This is a genomic window from Gemmatimonadaceae bacterium (assembly GCA_020852815.1).
GTDB lineage: Bacteria > Gemmatimonadota > Gemmatimonadetes > Gemmatimonadales > Gemmatimonadaceae > SCN-70-22.
The window spans coordinates 139,484-160,757 of the sequence record JADZAN010000015.1; the positions used below are offsets into that span (position 1 = coordinate 139,484).

At 65.9% G+C, this 21,274-nt stretch carries 18 protein-coding genes; 10 read left to right on the forward strand and 8 right to left on the reverse strand.

Annotation, left to right across the window (positions count from 1 at the left end; all coding sequences use genetic code 11):
• Positions 1–45 precede the first annotated feature (45 nt).
• From IT359_08650 to IT359_08660, 3 genes are read left to right on the forward strand one after another with little or no spacing between them, the layout of a single operon-like run.
• Positions 46–1,884: a hypothetical protein gene (locus IT359_08650; GenBank protein ID MCC6929042.1), complete on the forward strand. Its 1,839-nt coding sequence runs from the start codon at positions 46–48 to the stop codon at positions 1,882–1,884.
• On the forward strand, positions 1,881–2,642 hold the full coding sequence (gene araD / locus IT359_08655) for an L-ribulose-5-phosphate 4-epimerase AraD (protein ID MCC6929043.1): 762 nt from the start codon (positions 1,881–1,883) through the stop codon (positions 2,640–2,642). Before IT359_08650 ends, araD begins: the two co-directional genes overlap by 4 nt.
• Entirely contained in the window at positions 2,639–3,661 is a 1,023-nt protein-coding gene (locus IT359_08660) for a glycoside hydrolase family 43 protein (protein MCC6929044.1), read from the forward strand. Before araD ends, IT359_08660 begins: the two co-directional genes overlap by 4 nt.
• Positions 3,662–3,675: 14 nt before the next feature.
• On the opposite strand, the gene IT359_08665 is transcribed toward IT359_08660, so the two are convergent.
• Entirely contained in the window at positions 3,676–4,155 is a 480-nt protein-coding gene (locus IT359_08665) for a PIN domain-containing protein (GenBank protein ID MCC6929045.1), read from the reverse strand.
• Positions 4,155–4,412, reverse strand: coding sequence for a hypothetical protein (locus IT359_08670; protein ID MCC6929046.1), 258 nt, complete (start codon positions 4,410–4,412; stop codon positions 4,155–4,157). Before IT359_08670 ends, IT359_08665 begins: the two co-directional genes overlap by 1 nt.
• Before the next feature lie 215 nt (positions 4,413–4,627).
• Here IT359_08670 and IT359_08675 point away from each other — a divergent pair, with 215 nt between their 5' ends.
• On the forward strand, positions 4,628–5,005 hold the full coding sequence (locus tag IT359_08675; protein MCC6929047.1) for a hypothetical protein: 378 nt from the start codon (positions 4,628–4,630) through the stop codon (positions 5,003–5,005).
• 138 nt (positions 5,006–5,143) lie between these two features.
• The gene (locus IT359_08680) at positions 5,144–5,653 is read left to right on the forward strand and encodes a hypothetical protein (protein ID MCC6929048.1); all 510 of its coding nucleotides are present in this window, start codon (positions 5,144–5,146) and stop codon (positions 5,651–5,653) included.
• A gap of 10 nt (positions 5,654–5,663) precedes the next feature.
• On the opposite strand, the gene IT359_08685 is transcribed toward IT359_08680, so the two are convergent.
• Together IT359_08685 and IT359_08690 are read right to left on the reverse strand one after the other, a co-directional pair.
• Entirely contained in the window at positions 5,664–7,259 is a 1,596-nt protein-coding gene (locus tag IT359_08685) for a ribulokinase (GenBank protein ID MCC6929049.1), read from the reverse strand.
• Between the two features lie 3 nt (positions 7,260–7,262).
• Positions 7,263–8,771 carry an L-fucose/L-arabinose isomerase family protein gene (locus tag IT359_08690; protein ID MCC6929050.1) on the reverse strand — a complete coding sequence of 503 codons (1,509 nt, stop codon included), beginning with the start codon at positions 8,769–8,771 and terminating at the stop codon, positions 7,263–7,265.
• 184 nt (positions 8,772–8,955) lie between these two features.
• On the opposite strand from IT359_08690, the gene IT359_08695 reads away from it, so the two are divergent.
• From IT359_08695 to IT359_08705, 3 genes are read left to right on the forward strand one after another with little or no spacing between them, the layout of a single operon-like run.
• Entirely contained in the window at positions 8,956–10,017 is a 1,062-nt protein-coding gene (locus IT359_08695) for an ABC transporter permease (GenBank protein ID MCC6929051.1), read from the forward strand.
• A 29-nt stretch (positions 10,018–10,046) separates the two neighbouring features.
• The gene (locus IT359_08700; protein MCC6929052.1) at positions 10,047–11,096 is read left to right on the forward strand and encodes a substrate-binding domain-containing protein; all 1,050 of its coding nucleotides are present in this window, start codon (positions 10,047–10,049) and stop codon (positions 11,094–11,096) included.
• Positions 11,097–12,587: a sugar ABC transporter ATP-binding protein gene (locus tag IT359_08705; protein ID MCC6929053.1), complete on the forward strand. Its 1,491-nt coding sequence runs from the start codon at positions 11,097–11,099 to the stop codon at positions 12,585–12,587. It begins immediately after the preceding gene.
• 1,068 nt (positions 12,588–13,655) lie between these two features.
• On the opposite strand, the gene IT359_08710 is transcribed toward IT359_08705, so the two are convergent.
• Entirely contained in the window at positions 13,656–14,057 is a 402-nt protein-coding gene (locus IT359_08710; protein ID MCC6929054.1) for a hypothetical protein, read from the reverse strand.
• 1,265 nt (positions 14,058–15,322) lie between these two features.
• Here IT359_08710 and IT359_08715 point away from each other — a divergent pair.
• Complete coding sequence (locus IT359_08715) at positions 15,323–15,601, forward strand: hypothetical protein (GenBank protein MCC6929055.1); 279 nt, start codon at positions 15,323–15,325, stop codon at positions 15,599–15,601.
• 70 nt (positions 15,602–15,671) lie between these two features.
• Here IT359_08715 and IT359_08720 read toward each other — a convergent pair whose 3' ends face one another.
• The 3 genes from IT359_08720 to IT359_08730 form a co-directional block, all read right to left on the reverse strand.
• The gene (locus IT359_08720; protein MCC6929056.1) at positions 15,672–16,160 is read right to left on the reverse strand and encodes a hypothetical protein; all 489 of its coding nucleotides are present in this window, start codon (positions 16,158–16,160) and stop codon (positions 15,672–15,674) included.
• Complete coding sequence (locus tag IT359_08725; protein ID MCC6929057.1) at positions 16,133–16,492, reverse strand: CopG family transcriptional regulator; 360 nt, start codon at positions 16,490–16,492, stop codon at positions 16,133–16,135. Before IT359_08725 ends, IT359_08720 begins: the two co-directional genes overlap by 28 nt.
• A 979-nt stretch (positions 16,493–17,471) precedes the next feature.
• Positions 17,472–20,027 (reverse strand): glycoside hydrolase family 127 protein, encoded by a 2,556-nt coding sequence (locus IT359_08730; protein ID MCC6929058.1) that lies wholly within the window; start codon positions 20,025–20,027, stop codon positions 17,472–17,474.
• A 97-nt stretch (positions 20,028–20,124) separates the two neighbouring features.
• Here IT359_08730 and IT359_08735 point away from each other — a divergent pair, with 97 nt between their 5' ends.
• Entirely contained in the window at positions 20,125–21,267 is a 1,143-nt protein-coding gene (locus IT359_08735; GenBank protein ID MCC6929059.1) for an alpha/beta hydrolase, read from the forward strand.
• Positions 21,268–21,274: the final 7 nt, after the last annotated feature.

The window sequence follows — 21,274 nt, forward strand, 5'->3', positions numbered from 1 at the left end:
TACTTGGGGGGCTGTGGGTTCGGGGCTTCCCTTTCGAGTGTTCACATGACTGAGCCGTTTTCGCGACGCGATTGGATCAGGACCGTTGGGGTCGTCGGTGCGGGGGCGATGGTCCCTGCGGGGGCGCTCGAGGCCTTGGGGACGGATGCGGGCGCGCCGACCACGGCGCCGACGATCGTTCCGCCCCCCCTCCCCGTCCGCGCGCTCTACGCACCTGGCGACATCGTCGAGCTGTACTCCACCAGCGAGGTCTTCATCCCGCCCAAGGGCGACTCGTTGATGAAGTTCTCGTTCGACTTCCCGGAGCCGGCGGTCGTCTTCGGTGATCATCGCTTCGCCTTCCTCCTCTTCACGGAGGAGAACACCTACGCGATGGACCGGCGGGCGATGAAGGCGAGCGGGAACGGCGACGCGCTCGAGCTCAGCTGCAATCGACTCGTGTGGGCCGGCGGGCAGGAAACGTCGCCGGGAACCGTCACGGTGAAGTTCCGGCGCACCGGGCGTACGATCGAGTGGGACATCGTGGCCGAGATGCCCAAGCCGATTCGTACCATCACCACGGTGATTCGCGACGTGCCGCGCGGCAAGGTGTCGTTCGGCGGCGGTGCGCTCATCGACCCCAAGGCAGGCGACCTGCTCGGCGGCTACACGTTCGGTGCAGGCGACCTGCACGGGGCGCAGGTGCCGTACAGCATGAACACGCCGCTTGCCATCGTACAAACCGGCGACAGCGACTTTCTCTATCTCACGTCGCGCGACACGCGGGTGCGCCCCAAGCGCTACTATTTCCAGGCTGGCGAGCGCGCCTTCCGCGCCGAGGCAATCTACGAACATGATGCATGGCGCGAGGACACACGTCTCGTCGTCCCCACGTGGCAGCTCGGCCACACCGCCACGCTCGACGAGGCGGTGGCGCTGCACATGGCGCACATCGAGCGCGCCTTCAACATCCCCACCTGGGAGGCGCGCACCGACGTCCCGGCGTGGATGCGCAACATCGCCCTCGTGATGACGCTGCACGGACAGCACTTCACCGGCTACATCTTCAACGACTACGCGCAGCAGCTGGCCATCCTGCGCTGGATCGCCACGCTGATTCCCGCCGAGCGCGTGCTGGTCTTCCTCGCCTCATGGGACGGGCGCTACTACTGGGATTACCCCAACTACATTGTGCCGGCACGCATGGGGGGCGAGGCGGGGTTCCGCACGCTCATCAAGGAGGCGCAGAAGCTGGGCTTCAGGATGATGCCCATGTACGGGACAAACTCCGCCAACCGCAAGCTCCCCAACTGGCCGAGGCTCGCCAAGGGAGCCACGCGCAAGATCGACGGCGACGTCTACAACCTCAACTGGGTCGACTGGAACAACGACCGGCACCAGGACGGGTGGGGGGCGTACATGAACCTCGGCGATGACACCTGGCGCCACTATATGGAAGGGCGCATCGCCGAGATGATCGAGCGTTTCGGCGTCGACGCCTACTTCATGGATATCGTGGGCGGGCACGTGAACAGCACCAACGGCGACATGCATGAGGGGACGCGACTCCTCGTGCAGAACTTGCGCGCCAAGTATCCCAAGGTGCTCGGCGTCGGCGAGATGCCGTACGATGCGCAGCACGCGTTCATCCCCGTGTACCACGCCGGCAACGGCCCGCTCTGGCGGAAGTACTCGAAGTTCTTCTCGCACCTGAGCGCGCCGGCCGCGGGGCGCGGGAGCACCGGCGTGCACGAGTGGGGCTTCTCCCAGTTCAACAACGAGACGCTCGGGCTCAACCCCAACGCCATTCCCACGCTCCAGGTGGTTGACGACACCTTCTCCAGACATCGTGACACCATGGCGGCGATCGTTGCAGCGGCCAAGAAGCGCGCGGGGATCGCATGAGCCGCTCGCGCAAACCTAACAAGGGACTGGGCCAGTATCGCAGCGTCGGCCGCCCCCCGGTGCGCGCCTCGCGCGCGATGCGAGAGGCGGTTTGCGAGGCCAACATCGAGTTGTTCCGGCGCGGGCTGGCACGCTTCACCTTCGGCAACGCCAGCGCCGTCGACCGCGAGCTGGGGCTCATCGTCATCAAGCCGAGCGGTGTGCCGTATGGCGCGCTCACGCCGGCCAAGATGGTGGTGACCGACCTGATGGGGGTCGTCACCGAGGGGACGTTGCGTCCGTCGTCCGATCTTCCCACGCACGCTGCACTCTTCCGCGCCTTTCCCACCATCGGCGGCGTGGCGCACACGCACTCGATGTTCGCGACCGTCTTTGCCCAGGCACGGCGCGCGATCCCCTGCCTCGGCACCACGCACGCCGACTACTTCCACGGGGCGATTCCGGTTACCAAGTCGCTCACCGCGCGCGAGATCGCCACCGACTACGAGTTCAACACCGGCGTCGCCATCATCAAGCGCTTCGACGCGCTCGACCCGCTGGCCATGCCCGCAGTGCTCGTCGCCAACCACGCCCCCTTCTGCTGGGGCGCGACGATCGTCGACGCCGTGAACAACGCCTCGTTCCTGGAGGAAGTGGCGACGATGGCGTACCACACGCTGGTGCTCGACCCCGACGCCAAGCCGTTAGGCGCGCCGTTGCTCGACAAGCATTTCCTCAGGAAGCACGGCGCCAAGGCGTACTACGGCCAGGGGTCGTGATGCATCGCCTTGCCGCCGCGGCGTGCGCGGCGTGCGCGGCCGCGCTCGTCGCCGGTTGTCACTCCAGTCCCAACCCCAACCCGCGCATCGCCCGCGACGGCGACGCCATGCTCTTCTCGTACTTCACCCGCAACGGCGAGGACGGGTTGCACCTGGCGTACAGCGAGGACGGGACGACGTGGAAGCCGATCAACGGCGCTCGCTCGCTCCTCACCCCCGCGGTGACGGGGAACGGCATCGGCTGGCAGGAGTGGGACACCAAGGCCGCGCTGATGCGCGACCCGTCCATCCTGCGTGCACCTGACGGAACGTTCTACATGGCGTGGACCATCTCGTGGACCGACCGCGGGATTGGCGTCGCCAGGTCGAAGGACCTCATCCACTGGAGCGAGCAGCGCCGCATCGGAGTGATGGACCACGAGCCTAACGCGCTGAATGCCTGGGCCCCCGACCTCTTCTGGGACGATGCAGCGAAGGAGTTCGTGATCGTCTGGTCGACGTCGATCCCTGGGCGCTTCCCGGCGACCGACTCGCTCGCCGAAAAGACCTCGCGCGGTCGCGCCGACCACCGGCTGTACTACACGACCACGAAGGACTTCGAGCACTTCGCCCCGGGAAAGCTCCTCTACGACGGCGGCTACCCCACCATCGACGGGACCATCGCGAAAGTGGGCACTCGTTATGTGCTGGTGATGAAGGACGAGACCTTCTTCCCCGAGCGCCGCAACTTGCGCGTCGCCTTCGCCGACAAGGCGACCGGGCCGTACGGGCCGGCGTCGCCCGCCTTCACCGACCTGCACACCGAGGGGCCGTCGATCCTGCGCACCGGCCGGTGGTGGTACGTGTACTACGACGAGTACACGCGGGGGCACTACGGCGCGGTGCGCACGCAGGACTTTGTCACGTTCGAGGCGTACCGCGATTCACTGCGCACGCCGCGGGGGATACGGCATGGGTCGGCGTTTCTGGCGCCGAAGGGGGTGTTGCAGCGTTTGCTGGCGCTGGATGGATCGAGGTAGGACTCAGCGCCCGCCTACTCTCCGGGCTCGGCCGAGATCACCGCGACAGCCTCCGCTGGCGACCGCACGTCGATGGGGGCGCTGCGGAAGTCGCGCGCATTCCGCGTGATGAGGGTCTGCACGCCGGCGCGCAGCCCCGCCGCTACCTGCACAGCAACTTCGAAGTCGCGCAGCCCGAGTGCCAGCGCGCGATGGAAATCCTCGCTGGTGAGCGGGACAACTTTCACGACTTGCAGCAGGTCACTGACTGCGGTGGTGGCGGTAGCGCGGTCGCGCGCGCGCTCGACGATGGAGTGCACCGTGGTAACGGTCGTCCCCGCGACCCATCCGGTGATCGCCCCTCGTGCCGCGGCATCGAGCAACTCCGCCGCCGTATCGGCCCATGGTTCCCGCGCGAGCACGACGTCGAGGATGACGTTGGTGTCCAGGAGCATCCCGATCGGTGCTGCGCGCTCCGCCGAGGGCGACGGCCGCTCACGCAGACACTTGGTCATCAGGACGAGCGACCGTACTTGTCGTCCAGATGCGCTCGATACGCATCCCGCTCCGCGTCACCCCCAGCCGCAACTCCCAGCAGTCGGCGCACCGCCGGAGAGAGCGACCGACGTCTGGGCTCAAGCGGCAGGGCGCGCAGAAAGTCCCCCACCAGTCGCGAGACGCTCGTCCCGTGTTGGCGACTGTATTGCTCCCCGCGCGACATGGCTTCGTCGTCGAGGGTGAGGTTGCGCGGTTTCTTGGCGCTTCGGGTCATGGGGCGATTGGGATGCGCATACTTCGAGTTCGCACAATGCGCATGACTGTGGGTGGCGTCAAGGTGACAGCCCGCTACTGGCCGGCCCAAGGGAAGGGCGCGCCCCCCGAACAGGCGTTCGGCTCCTGTTCTGGATCCTCGTCGCCACGTTACCAAGCTGCAGAGACCTCACCAGTCCGGCCTACATCCGCATTGCGCCTACGCCTCCCCTCCGCATGATCATTGCAGACGCGTGCATGACGGACATAACCAACGCGTGTCATGGCACGCCGTTGATCTACGGAGGCCAACTCTACGGAGCGAGTGTGTCATACTCCAGCTGGCCATACGATTGTCCGTCCGGCTGCACAACGTATCCGCTGACGTATCCGCAGCGATCACAAATCAACCGCGCAATCGCCCTAAGTAAACCGAGCTGCGCTTGGGCCTCGACCATTCTCACCGACATCAGCGGCCGACAGAAGTTCAAGTCGTATAACGTTGATGACACCAACGCTGGCGACTATCATGACGATCCGTTTCAGCCGAAATTCGGCGAGATTCACATCTATATCGAAGCATTCGCTGGCGGAACCTACAATTGGAGCGACTGAGCATTCGCTGGCTTCCTGGTTCACGAAGACTGGCACGCCGCCCACCCAATGGTCTCAACCGAAGACGAAGCCAATGCAGCGATGATGGCCTGTGTGTAAGACTCCAACAATGCCCAATCGATTCTCACTCGTGTCGCCGTGACCACTCCAAGAGCCGCTTGCGCGCTGATCGTCGCGCTTGCTCTGCAAGCCGACGTCGCAGCTCAGACAACCGATACATCGGACATCGAGCGCTTCGTGACTCGGCGACTCGCCGACACTCGTCCTATCGGTCGTATCGCCCTGGATGTTCGCTCACGCGTCTCGGGACGATGGGGAACAACTTCTGACTCCGCACTCGGTCGTCGACTCGCGGACAACATCGCCGCGTCGTACCGCTCGCTTGGCGCAGCAATTGTCTGCGATAGCGCCAAGCGCAAGATGCCGGGTTCGGGCTGTCGACTCAGCAGCGATCTGGATGCGTACATCGTTGTCTCTCTCCCCGAGTCTAGCGGGGACAGTGCGCTCGTGACGGTTTCGATCGCTCGACCCCAGCGATCGCGCCAGGAGATCCTCGGCGACATCTACTATCGTGATGAAACGCTCCTCTTCCTGCGTCGCGATTCGAAGTGGGTCTTTGTCCGTGTGAAGGATCGACGCATGACCTGAGCGCGCACCGTCATGCGTTACGGAGTTCGCCCCCCCGCACCCCCGCCGCAATCTCCCGTATCGCCGGCAGCACGTGCCCGATCCCCACCGGCGCCGACCCCGGCTCCCCCAGCGCGAAGTACAACTCCCGATACAGCGCATAGAGCTTCTCATACGTCGCCACATCGCGCGCATCCGGCTGGATCTCCCGGTACGCCGGGCACAGCGCCACCTGCGCCTCCTGCACGCTGGTGAACGCCCCGCACGCCAGAAAGGCGAAGATCGCCGAGCCTAACGAGGTAATCGGCGTCTCGGGGACCAACACGGGGAGGTTGAGCACGCTCGCATAGATCCGGTTGAGCGCTGCGTTCTTTTGCGGGATCCCGCCGCCGTGGATCACCCGCCGGATCGGCACCCCGTGCTCCCTCATCCGGTCGAGGATGATGCGCGTATGGAACGCGGTCCCCTCGATGGCGGCGAAGAGGTCGTCCTCGGCGGTCGAGTTGAGCGTCCACCCCAGCGTCACCCCGCCCAGGAAGGGGTTCACCAGCACGGTGCGGTCGCCGTTCTCCCACGTCAGGTGCAACAACCCGGTCTGCCCGCCGCGATACGCATCGAATCCGCTCGACAGCTCGGCGGCGCTGCGCCCGGTCCGCGCCGACAGCGACTCGAACAGGTAGCCGCACGCCGAGAGCCCGGCCTCGATCCCCATCATCTGCGGGTGGATGGAACCGTCGACCACGCCGCACACGCCGGGGACGAGTCCCGTATCGCCGGCAATCGCCATCACGCACGTCGCGGTTCCGATGACGTTCACGATGTCCCCCTCGGCGATTCCCGCGCCGATCGCGTCCCAGTGCGCGTCAAAGGCACCAACAGGAACGGGGATTCCGGCGGTGAGGCCGAGCTTCTCCGCCCACTCGCTGCATAACGAGCCGGCGATCCGGTCCGAGGTGTGATAGGGGCCATCGAGCTTCTCCCGCACTCCGGCCAGCAGCGGGTCGACGGCGACGAAGAACTCCTCGGGCGGGTAGCCGCCCAGCGAGGCGTTCCACAACCACTTGTGCCCCATGGCGCAGATGGAGCGTGGCACCTGGCGGTGGTCGGTGATCCCGCACAGCACAGCGGCGACCATGTCGCAGTGCTCGAATGCCGTGACGAGCGCGCGGCGCTTGTCGGGGTTGTGGCGCAGCCAGTGGAGGAGCTTGGCCCACCCCCACTCCGACGAGTAGACCCCGCCGCACCAGTCGATCGCTGCGACCTTCATATCGTGCGCGACCTTCGTGATGAGCGCCGCCTCGTTCTTGGCGCGATGGTCGCACCACAGGTAGTAGTCGTCGAGCGGGACGAGCCCCTCGCCGACGGGGATCACCGTCGACCCGGTGGTGTCGAGCGCGATCGCCTTCACCTCGCTCTCCGTCACCCCCGCCGACTGCAACGCCCTGGCCATGGCATCGACCAGGGCGCGCATATGGTCGTCGTGCGACTGGGTGGCGAAGTCCGGGTCATTCCGGTCGCGCTTGACGACGTACTCCGAAACCCCGTGCCCGATGACCGCGCTCTCGTTATGCACGATGGAGACGCGCACGCTCTGCGTCCCGAAATCCACGCCGGCAACGATGGTCATGGGCTAGGCGTGCCTCATGACGTCCCACCCCAGGTAGTTGGACGCGGCCTCGTGCACCGCGTCGGCCACGTGCGAGAAGGTCCCCGCCACGTGATGCTCGAAGCCGTGGCGACAGATGTGGCGCAGCAGCGGCTGCAAGTTGGGGATCTCGACCACGCCGGCGCCACCAAAGGTCGACAGCTTGTCCTTCGTGAAGCGTCCTTCCCCCACGTAGCCGCGAATGGCCCCGGTCGCATCGTCGGTGGAGAAGCGCGCGAACGACATGGGCCCCGCCTTCACCTTCCCGACGATCGTCCCGTAGGTGTTCTCGCGCCCCACCGTCCCGGCAATGATCTCCTGGTAGTCCATCACCGGCGACTCGAAGAAGTCCTTGGGAAGATTCGAGCAGTGGAAGCAGACCGCCTTGTTGGGGTCGTCGCCGTAGTTGTTGTTCCAGTCGAGCAACGCGGCCGGCGTCTCCGACGCCAGCGTCAGCGCCAGCATGGAGATGGTCCCCATCACGTCCACCTCGCATGCACTCGGCAGGTTGTCATTGCTCATCATGCTCATCAGCGTGCACGGGACAATGCCGAAGTACTCCTCCAGCGACGTCCAGCACTGCACCGCGCTCACAGTGACATCCACCTCCTGCATCCAGCGATCCATCACCAGCCCGAGCTTCGCCATTTTCATCAGCGCCGCATCGGGGACGCCGCTCGCATCCACATAGTCGAGCATCTCGGCCAGCTTCCCCTGCACCGCTGCGTCCTTGTCCTTGAGGCGCCCGATGCGCCCGAGGATCTCCGACAGGTCGATCGGCTCGACCGAGATCCCGTTGCGCTCGAGGACCTTCTCGCTGTAGCGCACCGTCTTGAACGCCTGCGGCCGCGCGCCAATCGCCCCGATGCGCGCCCCGCGCAACCCCTTCACCACGCGGCACACGGCCGCGAACTGGCGCAGGTCGCGTCGGAACGGCGGCGAGTCGGGGCGCTGCGTGTGCTCGGTGGTGAGCGAGTACCTGATCCCGTACTGCGTGAGCACGTTGCACACCGACATCTTCCCGCAGAAGGCATCCCGTCGGTTGTCGATCTTCATCTTCGCCGGGTCGTCCGACGTGGCGTGGATCAGCACCGGAACGTCGAGCCCCGACAGCCGCAACGTGTCGGCCACCGCACGCTCGTCGCCGAAGTTGGGGAGCGTAACCACCACGCCGTCGATGCGCTCGCGGTGCTGTTTGAACAGCGCGGCGCACGCCTTCGCCTCGGCGCGGCTCTCGATGGCGCCATGGTTGGTGGCCGCGGCGTCGATGATGACCGCGTCGATCCCCTCCGCCTCGAACGCCGTGAGCATCTCCGTGCGCCCGGTAGCGGCCAGGTGCCCGGGAAAGAAGCCGCGGTTGCCGACGATGATGCCGAGCGTGACGCGACGGGCGGTAACGCTTGCCTTGGCGCGGGCCGCGGCCTTTGCCTCACGGGCGTCGCGCGCCTTGCGCGCCTTGCCGCCCACGTTGGAAACGAGCTTGGTGATGGACATGACGGGTGTGGTGATGACGGGGAGGGAACGCGTTGACGCTACAGGGACAGCGAGGGGCGCGCCATAGCGGAAACGCCCGCGCCGCGAGCCCCTGTCGCGCGTTGACGCCCCATGGCCGCTGGGTATGTTTGGGCGCCCCTCTCCCCCGCTCGCCCGTCCCATCACTCGCCCGAACACACTCGACGTGACCGACGCCGATTCCTCGCCATCGCTTGCGAGCCGCCTGGGGCACTCGCTCGTTCGATCGCAGCAGTTCGGGCTCGTGATGGTGCTGTTGCTGCTGGGGGTAGCGCTCACACTCGCCGCCGGCTCGCACCCCGATCCGCGCACCGGGGAGACGGTCAACAACTTCCTCAATCGCTACACCCTCATCCAGATGGCCACGGACGCCAGCGCGTTCGCGATCATGGGAGTGGGTGCGACGCTCGTCATCATCGCCGGCGGCATCGACCTCTCCGTCGGCGCCATCTACGCCCTCGCCGGCGTGACGATGGCGATGGTGTTGCGCGCGGCGGGAGCGATGGATCCCGCGATGACCGTCCTCCTCGGACTCGGCACCTGTCTCGCCGTCTCGCTCGTCTGTGGGCTCGCCAACGGATTGATGGTGATCGGGCTTGGCGTGCACCCATTCATCATCACGCTGGGCACCATGTGGATCCTGCGCGGGATCGCCTTCGTCATATCGCGCGCCGAGAGCATCCTCATCCCCGCAGCGCTCACCTCGGTGGCCAAGGCGCCGCTGGGGTTGGGGACGGCGCTGTATCCCGTCCCGCTCCTCTGCATGCTCCTGGTGACGGTGGCGGGCGGAATCTACCTGTCGCGCACGGTATGGGGGCGCCACATCTTTGCCGTCGGGGGCAACGCGGAGGCGTCGCGCTTCTCCGGGCTCAACGTTAGGCGCATCACGCTGGGTGTCTTTGTCGTATCGGGGCTGGCCGCGGGCTTTGCCGCATTCCTTGGCGCCGCCTTCTATGGCTCGGCGACCTCTTCCGACGCCAACGGCTATGAACTCTACGTCATCGCCTCGGCGGTGGTGGGAGGGGCCTCGCTCTCCGGCGGGAAGGGGAGCGCGTTGAGCGCGATGCTTGGCGCGTTGCTCATCGTGATGATGCGCCAGGCCATCCGCACGTTGCACCTGGACCAGAACTACGAGTGGATCATCATCGGGACCGCGCTCATCGTGGCGGTGGTGCTCGACCAGCGCGGGTGGAAGCGCCTGGCCGAGAAGCTCGCCGCGCCGAAGTGAGGCGCTTCCTTCCCTTCACCAGGACTCTCATGTCGTTCGCCGCATCGCGCATCGCACGCCGCTCGTCGTGGGCTATTGCAGCTGTCACCGTCCTTGCCGCCTGCGGCGGTGGTGGCGAGAAGGGGGCGGACAAGGAAGGCGCCGGCGCCGCCGCGTCCAAGACGTTCACCATCGCCATGATCGCCAAGAGTTCCACCAACCCCGTCTTCCTCTCCGGGCGGCAGGGGGCGGAGGCGGCGGCCGCCGAGCTGTCGAAGGAGCACGGCGTCACAGTGAAGATCGACTGGCTCACCCCGCCCAACGAGGACGGTGCCGTGCAGGCGCAACGCATCTCCGAGGCGGTCAACTCCGGCGCCAACGCCATCCTCCTCTCGGCCAGCGACGCCGGCAAGGTGCGCGGCGCCGTCAATGAGGCGGTCGATCGCGGCGTCCCGGTCATGACCTTCGACTCCGATGTCCCCGACTCCAAGCGCTTCTCCTTCTACGGCGGCGACGACGTGAAGATGGGGACGCAAGTGATGGAGGAACTGGCGACACAGATGGGGGGGAAGGGGAAGATTGCCATCATCGCCGGCAACCAGAACGCGCCAAATCTCCAGAATCGCGTAAAGGGCGTGCGCGAGACGGCGGCGAAGTACCCTGGCATCACCATCGTCGACGCCTTCTATCACGCCGAGACGCCGCAGGACGCCGCCGCCGAGGTGCTGCGCGTGAAGAACGCCTATCCGGACGTGAACGGGATCGCGATGATTGGCGGGTGGGCGCTGTTCACGCGCACGCTCCTCACCGACCTCGATCCCAGGAAGATCAAGATCGTCTCGATCGACGGGTTGCCGGCGCAGCTGGCCTACATCGACGCCGGGCTAGCCCCGGTCCTCTTCGCCCAACCGACGTACAGCTGGGGATATGTCTCGGTGAAGACAATCTTCGACCACGTCTACCTCAAGAAGGACGCACCGCCGATGGTACAGATGGAGCTGGTGCGCGTCTCCAAGGACAATCTCGGGACCTGGGCGCGCCAGCTGAAGGATTGGGGCTTCAGCGACGTCGACCCCAAGTTTCTCGCGCTCGAGAAGTAGGTGAGCGCGCCCCGCGTCCGCTTTCGTGGCATTACCAAGCGCTTTCCGGGGATGGTGGCGCTGCGCGACGTCTCGTTCGACGTGGCACCGGGCGCGTGCCACGCCATCTGCGGCGAGAACGGCGCGGGGAAGAGCACGTTAGGCAGGATCCTGGCGGGGCTCCACCAGCCGGATGGCGGGGCGGTGGAGCTGGATGGGCGCGCGGTGCACTTCACCTCTCCCAGCGACGCCCTCGCCGCCGGCGTCGCCATGGTGCACCAGGAGCTCGCCTTCTGCGACAACCTCACCGTGGGCGACAACCTGTGCCTGCGGTCGCTCCCCAACCGTCGCGGCTTCGTCGACCGCGCGGCGTTGCGAGCGCGGGCGCAGGAGCTGCTCGCCGCCACCGGGGCGCAGATCGACCCGTCGCGCCTGATGGCGTCGCTCTCGGTGGCCGAGCAGCAGCTGGTGCAGATCTCGGCCGCGGTGGGCGAGGGGGCGAAGGTCATCATCTTCGACGAGCCGACGTCGTCGTTAGGTGACGCCGAGGCGGAGCGGTTGTACGCGCTCATCCGCGAGCTGCGCGCGCGGGGCGTGACGCTGCTCTACGTGTCGCACCGCATGCCGGAGATCTTCGCCCTCTGCGACAGCATCACCGTCCTGCGCGACGGGGAGCACGTGGCCACGCAGCCCACCGCGACGCTCGACGAGGCGGCACTCGTGCGGCAGATGATCGGGCGTGAGCTGGCCGAGTACTATCCGCAGCACGCGACCACCCCGCCGGGGGAGGAGCGGCTGCGCGTCGAGCGGCTCACGTCGCCGGGGAAGTTCAGCAACTTGTCGTTCCGCGTGCATGCGGGCGAGGTGGTGGGGCTGGCGGGGCTCGTCGGTGCCGGCCGCTCGGAGATTGCGCAGGCGATCTTTGGACTCGACCCGCGGGCGAGCGGTGAACTCTATGTGCGTGGCAGACGCGTCGAGATCCGTTCGCCGCGCGACGCCATGCGCCACGGCATCGGTTTCGTCCCCGAGGATCGCAAGAAGCAGGGGTTGGTGCTGGGGATGCGCTCGCGCGAGAACGCGACGCTTCCCACGCTGTCGCGCTTTGCGCGTGCCGGTTGGGTCGATGGCGCCGCCGAGCGGACGGCGGTGGATGCGGCCTTCTCGCGGGTGTCGTTGCGGGCCAGCGGGCGGGAACTGCTCGTTTCCTCGCTCTCGGGCGGCAATCAGCAGAAGGTCGTGCTGTCCAAGTGGCTCACGGCCGAGAGCGACCTGCTCATCCTCGACGAGCCGACGCGCGGCGTCGACGTGGGGGCCAAGGCGGAGTTGCATGCGTGGATCGACCAGCGCGCGTCGGAGGGGGCGGCGGTGTTGCTGATTTCCAGCGAGCTGCCGGAGTTGATGACGTTGTCGTCGCGGATACTCGTGCTGCGGGAAGGAAAGCTGCGCGGCGAGGTGACGCGCGAGCAGGCCACGCAGGAGGGGTTGTTGCGGCTGATGGCGGGGCTGAACTAACCTAGTTCCGCGCTTCATTCCGACCCGGCCACACCGCATTCGCCGTGCTAGTGGCCCAGTCTCTTCACAAGCGTCCAGTTGGTCGTCAGCAGCAGCTCGTATGACATGGTCGGCGACACTCGGTACTCAGGGTCAACTACGTAGAAGTGGCTCGCACCTACTGCGAATACGTAGACTCTTCCGCTCGGGGGGCTGCTCCCGCCGGCAGGGACATTCGCGCGAAAGGCCTGCGCAGCAGCTTGGCACACGGCTTCATTGGTTATCAGTACCACTCCGCTCGCCGGCACTCGCGGAAAGCCAAGTGCTGTTCCCGCGGCGGCCCACGATGAGTCTGGCTCAGACGCGTAGTTGCGAATATTCTCGAGGTAGACTGAATGCAGAGAGTCCGATCGAAGTGGATAGCAATACATCGACTGAGCTACTGATGCGCTGGGCATTGCGAGCAGCAGCGCCGCAATCAGATAGGCGCGCATTGTCGTCACGGTAGGCGATGGTTAGCAGGTGTAGTTGCTTGGATCGTCCTCGTAAGGCAACGATGCAGGCCAAGTCTTGCACTTCGTCGTCGACGGTGAGCGCGCTACTTCCCTTGGCGGTCGCCTTCGCTCCCAGTTCGTATCTTGACTCAGGAGTGTTGGGTTGATTCTCCAAATATGTTCATCGTCCACCGTATAGAGTGGGCACTTCATCGTATAGGCTGAGTGCCAGTCTCCACGGCTGAGTCCTTTCCCTGCCGGGAATTGATTCCCCTTGGTATCGAGGCAGGGATAATTCATTGGCGCCCAGTGAGTATGCCAGAACGCCACAACCCTGTAGCCGGAGTACGAAGGAAACTGTGCGGGCCAACCTACGAAGCAGGCCGCGCGAAGGAGGCCCGCGATCGCCACGAGGCTGTCACGCCCTGTAGCAAGATTGCGGACGATCACGCCCCCGCGTTCGAGTTGCTCGCCTCTAGAAGCGACTTGCTCGCTGCTTAGCGCGCTTCGCAGACCTGGATCGTCAAGCGAGCCGTCGCCGATCGGTGGACATGGCACTACGTACACTCGGGCGGAGTCCACGAGTGAGTACCCGTCAAAGCTCGTCGTAACCTTCATCCACCCCGACTTCGAGATCGTCCGCGTGCACGGGTTGTCCATCCATTGGCAATTGGAGCTGATTCCGCCCGTTCCCGCGTCCGGTTTCCAGTCCCAGCTCGGCGCCCACCAAACGGTGGTAGTCGGTGTCACCGTGGCGGTGAAGGTCACGGGAGCGGCCGATTGAATCACGCCGGGAACGGCGGTCAGTTTGAGCTTGGGAGGTGTCACCGTGATCGTTACGGACTTGTCCTTCCATTCGCCATTCACGAGCGCCTTCACGCGCATCACGCCCGACCGTTTGATGACAGTCTTGCACGTCCGGGTCGGCCCGGACGTGGTCGGCGTGAAGCTTCCAGTTCCGCAAGGGCTCATCGTCGTGCCAGCGGCTGTTTTCCATTGCACGGAGTCAATCGACCACGGGAGCTCCAGTCCTCCTAGACTTCCTGGCGTCACTGATGCGACGACGCGTACCGTGTCACCATAGTTTACCTGACTCGGGAAGGCGTCGAGACTCAGATCGCCGACTGCGCGCTCCAGGAGCACGGTCTGCCCACCAGTTGAGTACCGGAAACATGGGCCGTACCCGGTGAAACCCGTCGACGGATACGAAGCACAGTGGCCCTCATTCGGATTGCCGCCGGATCGAATGAACGAGCCGTAGGCGTTTTGCCCGACCGGTGCCCCCGCCGAGTAGATGTAGCCGATCGCTTGCGCGGTACCGTCCGTCGACTTGTTGGAGTTACATCCCAAAGCGAAGCTTGTTCCCCCACCTGAACTGCCGTATCCAGCCTGCAACTGCACGCCGCATCCTGGGACCGAGCCGGGGTAGTAGAATCCGGCCGGACCGACGCTTTTTGGCGCCCCCGGGATCTGTGGTTGATTCGGAGTACCATCGTTGTACGGGGAGTTCAACGCAACATCGACGGAGCCCGACAAAGTGACACGCAGGAGCAACCTTCTGTTGAGCGCTGGCAGTTGAACCGTCGCGGCTGGGCTCGTGGAATTGGTGATGCCGAGCGAGACCAGTCCTCCCGGTACAGGGTCAAACTGGAGAGATGGGCTCGTCGGCCTGACTGTATAGGTCGGACGGACGGCGACTCCAGTGCTCGGTTCCTGATCGGAACAGGCTGGCAACCCGAGGCCCAATAGCACGAAGCTGGCGACTACTCCCTTGCGGCAACGCATGGCGCGCGATCGAGTGAGTTGGTAGCACCTCGCTTGTCCGCCGATGCCGAGTTCGATGACGGGAACTGGAGTCGACGGCAGGCGTTGGCTTAGTGTGTGCGCCGCCTAGCGTACTTGGCTGTCTTCACGGTGGGCACCGGGGATCTTCCCAGTGTCATGTCGAGGGACGTCGCCCGCCGCGCCCTCTCCTGGTCCAGTGGCCACGCCCCGATACTGAAAATGCCTTTGATCTGCACGGTATACTGCTTCATATGCGACGCAACTCGCACAACCAGGCGAGGTTGAGGCGCGTGCACAAGCGATTCAAAGCTGACGAGCGTATCGCCCGCTTAACGCCTCACCACCCGCACCTCGAGCACCGGCGCCACGCGCCCGCTCCTCACCGCCTGGAACCGCACGGTCACCATCCCCTTCCCCTGCGTGAGCTGCTGCGAACTGCTCGTTTCCTCGCTCTCGGGCGGCAATCAGCAGAAGGTCGTGCTGTCCAGGTGGCTCACCGCCGACAGCGACGTGCTCATCCTCGACGAGCCGACGCGCGGCGTCGACGTGGGAGCCAAGGCGGAGTTGCATGCGTGGATCGACCAGCGCGCGTCGGAGGGGGCGGCGGTGTTGCTGATATCCAGCGAGCTGCCGGAGTTGATGACGCTGTCGTCGCGGATACTGGTGTTGCGCGAGGGGACGCTGCGAGGGGAGGTGACGCGCGAGCAGGCCACGCAGGAGGGGTTGTTGCGGGTGATGGCGGGGTTGGAGGCCTAACGACGGCCGGTCGGTCGGTTCTCCATGGCAGCGGCGAGCGTTCACGTGCCGTCGCCAACGCCCGAGTCCCCTACACGTCTCGCATCCGGCGTAGCGCCTCGAGGACTTCGATGTCGGCGGAGTCCTGCAATCGACCAGTGCGCTTCGACTCGATCAGGTTGACCAGTGACAGGGTGGGCACCGGCACACCTTCCACCTCGAACACAACGACCTCTCGCGCCGCTTCGGACCAGGTCAGGTTCCACGCGCGCGTAAGCACGTCGACGTTCGGCGTATCGTCGATCATCGTCACGGCCCGCGCGATCAACTCTCGCGGATCGATCTCGGCGGCGATCTTGAACGGCAGGGCGGAGACCGCGCGCACCACGCGCGCCGCGTTGGCTTCCGTCGGCTCGATCAGGATGTCGACGTCACGTGTGGCGCGGCTGGTCCCCCACAACTGCATCGCCGTAGCGCCCACGACGAGGTAGCGCGCATCTTCGGCGTTGAGCAGTTCGCACAACCGCGCCAGTTTCGAGCGAGGCGCGGCGCTCACCGTGTCTGCCGCCGTCGGCGCCACCTCCGGAAGGCGTCATACGACGCGAAGGAGCGCGGGCTCACTTGCTCGGCCAACTCGCCCCCAACAGACACGATCTCTTCGCTCTCCCGAACGCGAACGTCTGGCGACACGCGGACGTCTCGTCGCAACTGTTCGTGGCGCGACGGTCCAAGCCGCGCCGCCGCGTCGTCAACTTCCGAGCTATCACCCAGCGACGCCGCGTACCGCCGAATCGCCTCTGCCACGATCCAGCTGCGCGACCGATCGTGCCGCTTCGCAAGTTGATCGGCGGCGCGAAGCGTCTCCGGTGGGAGCGTAATCGCAATGCGGACATGCGGGAGCTTTCGGGGCATGAAGAATCATACTGAGTAATACCGCATCCGGCAATACGGGCTGCGCGGCGTCGCCCGCTCGCTCGCGGCGCATCCGCGACATGAGGCGCCGCACCGGGCGGTTTCAATCGCCTGCCTGGCGCCTGGTGACGCGCGCGCAGGCCACGCAGGAGGGGTTGTTGCGGTTGATGGCGGGGCTGAATGCCTAACGACGGCCGTTGCCTCGTTCCGCTCAGGAAGTGCGCGGGTGCACCCGCTCCAACGAGGCCTCCTCCACTTGGGGGAGCGTGCGGAGCTTCGCAACGGCGGACTTGGCGGAACGAATCGAAGTGTCCCCGTGAACCCGTACCAGGTAGTACCCATCGACGCCGAAGAGACGGTGCCCACCGATTACCGTTCCCGATATGGATGCGACTGCGGTTTGGCGCTCCGCCTGCGTCGACGTCGCGCGAAAGAGAATGACAACCACATCGCGAACGTATCTCGATCCGGGAAGGTCGGGATCCTCAACGACTGACGACGGCGAGTAGAGTCCAGCCGGCACGCTATCCGGCGGCCCGGCTGGCGCGCTGGTCGAGTAGTCGCCGACCACTTCAACGGAAGGATCCGACCTCAGCGCAAATACGACGGAGAGAACGCCGTCCACGGTCGTTGCCGTCGGCACGCGCACGATGTACCACCCATCCCCTTGCATGCTCCGGCGTCCACCCACGACGCATCCTCCGATCGCAGTAATCGCCCTCGTGCGATCGGCAACCGTCGCCTCTCTATGAAACAGGACAACGACCAGCTGCGCTTTCAACGTCTCACCGTTGCGCCGAGTCAGAGTCGGCAAAGTCCGTAACAGTGCCACAGGAATCGAGTCCGGCGCGACCGCCGGTACGCGCTCTTGCTGACAAATTCCGCACCAGATCCCGAGTGCAACCAGCGCTGCAAGTGTCATGTGACGTCTCGCCTCGGCTCGCGGTGCGCGCCATGCCCTTCGTGAACGTTTGCCCGCCTAACGCCTCACCACCCGCACCTCGAACACCGGCGCCACCCGCCCGCTCCCCACCGCCTGAAATCGCACCGTCACCACTCCCTTCCCCTGCGTGAGCTGCTGCGGAATGGGATACGTCGCCTTGTAGAACCCCGACGCCGAGTAGTTGGGGACGTGCGCCCCCACGCTCGTCCCATCGACCAGGATGTCGAAGGGGCCAAGCTGCGGCGGAAGCCCGGGCTCCACGAAGTGCGTGACGACCAGCGCCATCTGCGTGTCCCCCTCGACCGCAAGATCGTAGGAGAACCACCCCAACCCGTTGCGCTGGGTGCGCCCCTCGTTGCGCCCGACGGGGCGGTCGGCCGGTTCGCTGCGGTAGTTCGCCTTCTTCTCCGACTCGGCGTCGCCGGCCACCACCTTGGCCAACGTTGCGCGCTCGAGGCGCGACTCGGCGTCACGCGCCGCCGCCATCGCCGCGACCTTGGCGTCGAACTGCGCCGGCGTCACCAGGTCGTAGTAGAGCGAGTAGCGCTTGCGGTGCGTGCGGTAGAACGGGGTGAGCGCGATGTCCGGCGCAGGACCGCTCGCCTCGGGATCGCGCGCGACGCGCGTGATGGTGAAGTCTCCCGCCTTCCCCGCCGGCTGCACGAAGTCGGTCACGGTGCGCGACTCGGTGACGAGCATCGGGACCTTCATCCCCGGCGTCACCTGCGAGTTCTCGTCGATGTCGGCCAGGCGCGGCCCCATGTCGCTCGCCAGCGCCAGCGGCCCCCACATAATCGCCGTCACCGTGGGATCGTCCGGGGTCGGCTCCAGCCGCAACGACTTGGGCGTCGTGATGGAGACGGTGTCCCCCGCCTTCCACGTGCGCGTGAGCTCCACGTACGTGCTCACCGGCGCCGTCGCCTCGTTGCCGATCCCCCCGGCGCGACCGCCAGCCACGGGGTCGCGCAGTGTCTCGAGCTTGGGCTGCGGGATCGGCGTCCCGTTCACCGCGATGGCGAAGCCGTCCCCCGCCCACCACGGGCGCCGCACGGCAAGCGTGAACGCCTTGGCCGCGGGGAGCACCTTCACCGTGATGGTCGCCGAGTCACCGTCGGGGAAAGATGTCTCCATCGCCAGCGTCGCCTTCCCTAACGAGAACTCCGCGGTCGACGGGACGAAGAGGTTGCACCAGATGGTGTTGCCCGACTCGTACCAGACGCCAAGTCCGTGCAACGCGTGGCTCTCCATCCCCGACCCCACGCAGCAGGTGAAGTCGCGCTGCATGTTCTGGTACTCCTGCTGCTCGCCGCGCCCCACGGGGACCATGTACGAGGTGCGCCCGTCGTTAGGGTCCATCGACGCCAGGATGTGGTTGAAGAGCGCGCGCTCGTGGAAGTCTGCGTACGCCGCATCCGGGCGCAGCGAGAACAACCGCCGCGTGAGCTTGAGCATGTTGTACACATTGCACGTCTCGGCGGCGCGCCCGTCGACACGGGTGCTCAGCACATCCGGGGGCCCCCAGTACTCGTTGAGCCCGTGGCCACCGCTGGCATAGCTGTGATGCCTCACGACGCGGTCCCAGAAGAACGACGCCGCCACGATGTCGTCCATCTCCCCCGCATATGCATAACGAGACGCCGAGCCGATGAGCTTGGGGATCTGGCAGTTGCCGTGCTTCCCGGAGAGGTTGTCCTGATGGCGCTTGAGCGGCTCGGTGACGGCGTGGTGCTCGAAGCGGTGCGAGAGCTTGAGCCAGCGCACGTCGCCGGTGTCGGCGTAGAGGTCGACCATCACCTCGTTCATCCCGCCGAACTCGGTGAGGAGCATCTTCTGCACCTGTTCGTCGCTCAACGGCTTGAGCACCCCTTCGGCCCACGTCGCGAAGCCGATTTCCACCTGCAACGCCTGCTTGTTTCCCGTGTGTCGATACGCGTCGCGCAGCCCGGCGTACGTCTTGTGCAGGGTGTACCAGGGTGACCAGAGCCCGTTGAGGTCGAAGCCGCCGCTCTTGATCTCCCCTTTCGACAAACGTGCAAATGCCTCGCGCAACCCGTCGAGCGCGCCCACGTAGCCGTCGCCGTTCTTCTGCTGCACCGCCGCCAGCTCGCGCACGATGTAGTCGGCGCGCTCCTTGAAGCGCGCGTCGCCCGTGGCCTGGTACATCAGCGATACACCGGAGAGATGATGCCCGGCGATGTGCCCCGTGAGGTTGCGCCCGTTCCCGTCCCACCCGGTGTAGCCCTTGGCCTTGGGCGTGAGCCCGGCGCGCTCGCGGTAGTAGGCGAGCATGCGATCGGGATCGAGGGCAAGGAGATACTCGCGATCGAGCTCCTGCGCGTGCTTGAGCGGCCCCCCCGTCAGCTGCACTCGGCCGAGCGGTACGGCGTGCGCCTTGGTGACCGCTCGCTCGTGGGCGAGGGCGGCGGTAGTTCCCGGAGGAGCCGTCGCAGCGTCGGTCACACCGGCTACCGCGTTCTCGGTTTCGGGCAATGCCGCTGCCGCAGTCTCGGGCACCAGCGTCCCCAGCGTGAGTGCCGCCGTGGTCGAGGCGGAAGCCTTCAGGAAGTCGCGACGGGCGGAATCCATGGTCATGCGCGAAGTGGGAGAAGGTGGAACCCCACAAGAATTCCCCTCGCGGGCGCGCCGGGCAAGCGGTAATGTGGCATCGGCCCTCACACCCAGTCGTCCCATGCGCCTCTCCTTCGCTGTCCCGCGCCCGCTGCTCCTCCTGTCCGCGTCGGCCGCGCTGTTGATCGCGTCAAACTCCACCGCCCGCGCCCAGCGATCGTTCGCCTCCTCAATAACGATCGGGACGGTCGACTCGGTCTATTCCAGGATCATAAAGGAGCAGCGCCCCTACCTCGTCTACCTCCCGCCGTCGTACAAGGACACGACCTACACGCCGCAGCGCTATCCGGTGCTCTATCTCCTGGACGGCGATGCGCACTTCCACTCGGTCACCGGTCTCCTGCAGATCCTTGGCACGGGAGTGAACGGCACCTTCGTCGTCCCGGAGATGATCGTTGTCGCCATCCCCAACACCAACCGGATGCGCGACCTGTCTCCGACGCTGGTCACCGCCGGCTTCGATGGGAAGCCTGACACCACGCTCAAGGGGACCGGCGGCGGGCCGAACTTCCTCTCGTTCATGAAGGACGAGCTGATCCCGCGCATCGACTCGATGTACCGCACCGCCCCGTACCGCATCTTCGTCGGGCATTCGTTAGGCGGCCTGATGGCCTTCTCGGCGCTCTACACCATGCCAGAGGTCTTCAACAGCTACGTCGCCATCGACACGTCGCTCTGGTGGGACAATCGCCGCCTCCTCAAGGACGCTCCGGCCTTCTTCTCCAAGCCGACCGTCCCGGGGCGCACGCTCTTCGTGGGGCAGGCCAACACCCTCGTCGCCAGCGATACGGCCGACAACCCGCACTACAACTCGATCATCCGCATGAATGCGCTCATCGAGCGCGAGAACAAGGCCGGGGTGCGCTACGCTTTCCGCTACTATCCCAACGACAGCCACGGCTCGGTGCCGCTCATCGCCGAGTACGATGCGCTGCGCTTCATCTTCGACGGATACTCGCCCGACCTGATGCGCGCCCTCGAGGACCCCAACTACGTAAAGGCGCACTACGAGCAGGTCTCGAAGATCATGGGCTACACCGTGATCCCGCCGGAAGGGACAGTCGACCTGCTGGCGATGATCGAGATGGGGCGCGACAAGGCGAAGGCCAGGGCGCTGTACGAACTCAACACGCAGCTCTACCCGAAGAGCGCGCACGCCAGTGCGGCGCTGCAGCGGGCCAACGCGGTGATGAGCGCGAAGTAGGCGCGGC